Raw genomic sequence first — 3,391 nt, 5'->3', positions numbered from 1 at the left:
GCACACCTCGCCGCGCGGCGGGCTGCGCAACCTGGACGCCGTCTTTCCGGGACGGCCCCGGCAGCCACGGCGCGGACGCGGGGGCCGGGCGGTCACCCAGCTCGCGTACGCCCGCCAGGGGGAGATCACGCCGGAGATGGAGTTCGTGGCGCTCCGGGAGAGCGTCGCCCCCGAGGTGGTCCGCGACGAGATCGCGGCGGGCCGCGCGGTGCTGCCCGCCAACGTGAACCACCCGGAGATCGAGCCGATGATCATCGGTAAGCGGTTCCTGGTGAAGGTCAACGCCAACATCGGCAATTCGGCGGTCACTTCCTCGATCGAGGAGGAGGTGGAGAAGATGACCTGGGCGACCCGCTGGGGCGCGGACACGGTCATGGACCTCTCCACCGGCCGCAACATCCACACCACCCGCGAGTGGGTGCTGCGCAACTCCCCCGTGCCCATCGGCACCGTGCCGCTCTACCAGGCGCTGGAGAAGGTCGACGGCCGGGCCGAGGAGCTGACCTGGGAGATCTACAAGGACACGGTGATCGAGCAGGCCGAACAGGGCGTGGACTACATGACGGTCCACGCCGGTGTGCGTCTGCCGTACGTACCGCTGACGGCGAACCGGAAGACGGGCATCGTCTCGCGCGGCGGCTCGATCATGGCCGCCTGGTGCCTGGCGCACCACAAGGAGTCGTTCCTGTACGAGAACTTCGAGGAACTCTGCGAGATCCTCGCCGCCTACGACGTCACCTACTCGCTCGGCGACGGCCTGCGGCCCGGTTCCATCGCGGACGCCAACGACGAGGCGCAGTTCGCGGAGTTGCGCACGCTCGGGGAACTCAACCGGATCGCCAGGCGTTTCGATGTACAGACGATGATCGAGGGCCCCGGGCATGTCCCGATGCACAAGATCAAGGAGAACATCGACCTCCAGCAGGAGATCTGCGATGAGGCTCCGTTCTATACGCTCGGCCCGCTGACCACCGACGTCGCGCCGGCCTACGACCACATCACCTCCGGTATCGGCGCCGCGATGATCGCCTGGTGGGGCACGGCGATGCTCTGTTACGTCACGCCCAAGGAGCACCTGGGTCTGCCGAACCGGGACGACGTGAAGACCGGCGTCATCACCTACAAGATCGCCGCCCATGCGGCCGACCTCGCCAAGGGGCACCCCGGTGCCCAGGAGTGGGACGACGCGCTCTCGGACGCCCGCTTCGAGTTCCGGTGGGAGGACCAGTTCAACCTCGCCCTGGACCCGGACACGGCACGGGAGTTCCACGACGAGACGCTGCCCGCCGAACCCGCCAAGACGGCGCACTTCTGCTCCATGTGCGGGCCGAAGTTCTGCAGCATGAAGATCTCCCAGGACATTCGGCGCGAACACGGCGGCAACCGGGCCGAGATCGAGGAGGGCATGGCCAGGAAGTCCCTGGAGTTCGCGGCCACGGGCAACCGGGTCTACCTGCCGATCGCGGAGGACCGGCCCTAGTCGTACGGGACGCCGGCCGGATGCTCAGTCCGGCTGGTGTTCCGGCCCGCCGAAGTCCGGGCTCGTGTAGTCCGGGCTGCTGAAGCGGGGCCGGTCGGTGGCCGTGCCGTCGTCGGGGCTGGTGAAGCCGGGGCGGCCGTAGCCCAGGCGGGGCATCCGGCTCGGGCCGGGAGCCGGCAGGTGCTGGGCGGCGGGGGCGCCGGGCTGGGCGAGGGCGTCGCGGAGGAAGGGCAGGATGCCGCGTTCCAGCAGGGCGTTCCGCCACTCCTCGCCCGCCCGTGCCACCGCCTCACGGGCCTCCGCCTGGGCGGCGGCCTCGGCGGAGGAGCTGTTGCGCAGCGCGGTGAGCAGCAGTGCCACCCCGGCGGCCAGGATCGCCGCCGCGGCCACGGCGCCGAAGACCCAGCCGACGGTGACCATGGTCCGGCCGAACTGCTGGCCGGGGGCGACCATCCGCAGGAGGTAGCCGACCAGCAGGAAGATCACGGCGGCCGTCCCGGCGAGCACGGGGGCGAGCACGGCGACCATCGCGCTGGCCCCCGCACCGGCGCCCTCGGCCGTCTCCCCGAGGGCGGCGGCGAGCCCGACGGCGCCCGACTCCGTCTCCGCCGGCACGGTTTCGGCGACGGCCGTCTCGGCGGCCGGGGCCGGATGGCGCAGCTCCTCGCGGGCCTTGACGTAGTGCTGGTACTCGGCGGCGGCCGCCGCCGTGATGAGAGCCGTGGCGCTGAGCGCCATCGTGCGCAACTGCTCGGGGTTGAGCCGCTGTCCGATGCCGGACAGTTCCGGGTGGTCCGGTGCGGAGCGCAGCGCCTCATCGAGGAGCCGCTCGAACTCCCGGCGGTCCTCGCTCAGCAGGTGCTGCGGAACGCTGTTCATGTGCATCCCCCGATGCTCCGTAGGGCTTGGGGCTCGCATGGTGACGAGCCGTCGGGCAGAAACGGAGGGGAGCCTGCTACGGATAAGCCGATGGTAGAGCTGTCATACCGCACGGTGACAGGGGGTTGCCGGAAATTGCGGCGATGCCCGGTGCCCCTTCCGCGCCGTCCCGGCCCGGTGCCGGGCGACGCGATGAAGGCTCAGGCGTCCAGCGGAAGTTGCTGGACCAGCAGCTTTCCGGCCATGGTCACGCCGCCGTCCATGGCGATGGCGAGGCCGTCGGCGTAGACGTGCGGGCCCTCGACGTGCGGCTCGCCCCGCTCCTCGCCCTCCTCGGAACCGACCTGGCCGAGCAGATAGGGAATCGGGCTGTGGCCGTGAACGACCCGGGAGCCGCCGTACGTATCCAGGAGGGAGCGCACCGCGTCGGCGCCGCCCTCGTCGCGGAAGGAGAAGCGCTTGGTGAACTTGCGGAACAGGTCCCAGACCTCGTCCGCGTCGTTGCGGGTCAGCGCGTCGCGGACGGTGTCGTTGACCGCCTCGATCGAGTCGCCGTAGTCGAGGTAGGCGGTGGTGTCGGAGTGGAGCAGCAGATGGCCGTCGACCTCCTCGACCGCGTCCAGCCGGGCCATCCACTGGAGGTGGTGGTCCTGGAGGCGGTCCATGTCGGTCTTCTGGCCGCCGTTGAGCAGCCAGGCCGCCTGGAAGGTGGCGGTGCCCGCGCCGGAGTTGACCGGGGTGTCACCGAACCGCTTGGCACCGAGCAGCAGCAGCTCGTGGTTGCCCATCAGCGCCTTGCAGTAGCCGCCGGCCGCCGCGGCCTCGGCGGACAGCCGCATCACCAGGTCGATGACGCCGATGCCGTCCGGGCCCCGGTCGGTGAAGTCGCCGAGGAACCACAGCCGGGCGGTGCCCGCGCACCACTGGCCCTCCTCGTCGACCAGGCCCTTCTCCCGCAGCGCGCTCAGCAGCTCCTCGATGTAGCCGTGGACGTCGCCCACGACGAACAGCGGACCGGGGCCCTCTTCGGGC

The 3,391-nt window shown here is 70.8% G+C and carries 3 protein-coding genes; 1 reads left to right on the top strand and 2 read right to left on the bottom strand.

The features are described 5' to 3' along the window. The coding region (thiC, locus tag CCN33_RS27175; RefSeq protein WP_086696076.1) for a phosphomethylpyrimidine synthase ThiC at nucleotides 1-1,480 on the top strand (1,480 nt) is incomplete at its 5' end. A 24-nt stretch (nucleotides 1,481-1,504) separates the two neighbouring features. On the opposite strand, the gene CCN33_RS27170 is transcribed toward thiC, so the two are convergent. Both CCN33_RS27170 and CCN33_RS27165 read right to left on the bottom strand, forming a co-directional pair. Continuing rightward, nucleotides 1,505-2,365, bottom strand: coding sequence for a hypothetical protein (locus CCN33_RS27170; protein ID WP_086696075.1), 861 nt, complete (start codon nucleotides 2,363-2,365; stop codon nucleotides 1,505-1,507). Between the two features lie 194 nt (nucleotides 2,366-2,559). Next, on the bottom strand, nucleotides 2,560-3,391 hold an 832-nt coding region (locus tag CCN33_RS27165; protein ID WP_107484003.1), incomplete at its 5' end, for a metallophosphoesterase.

It is taken from the genome of Streptomyces recifensis (assembly GCF_002154615.1).
In the GTDB taxonomy this organism is placed as follows: Bacteria; Actinomycetota; Actinomycetes; order Streptomycetales; family Streptomycetaceae; genus Streptomyces; species Streptomyces griseoluteus.
The sequence above is the reverse complement of the archived record's forward strand: the minus strand, read 5'-3'. Positions and strand labels throughout refer to the sequence as shown.

Excerpts from the sequence above, each read along its gene's own strand:
- CCN33_RS27170 (WP_086696075.1), bottom strand. The coding sequence starts at position 2,365 with ATGCACATGAACAGCGTTCCGCAGCACCTGCTGAGCGAGGACCGCCGG.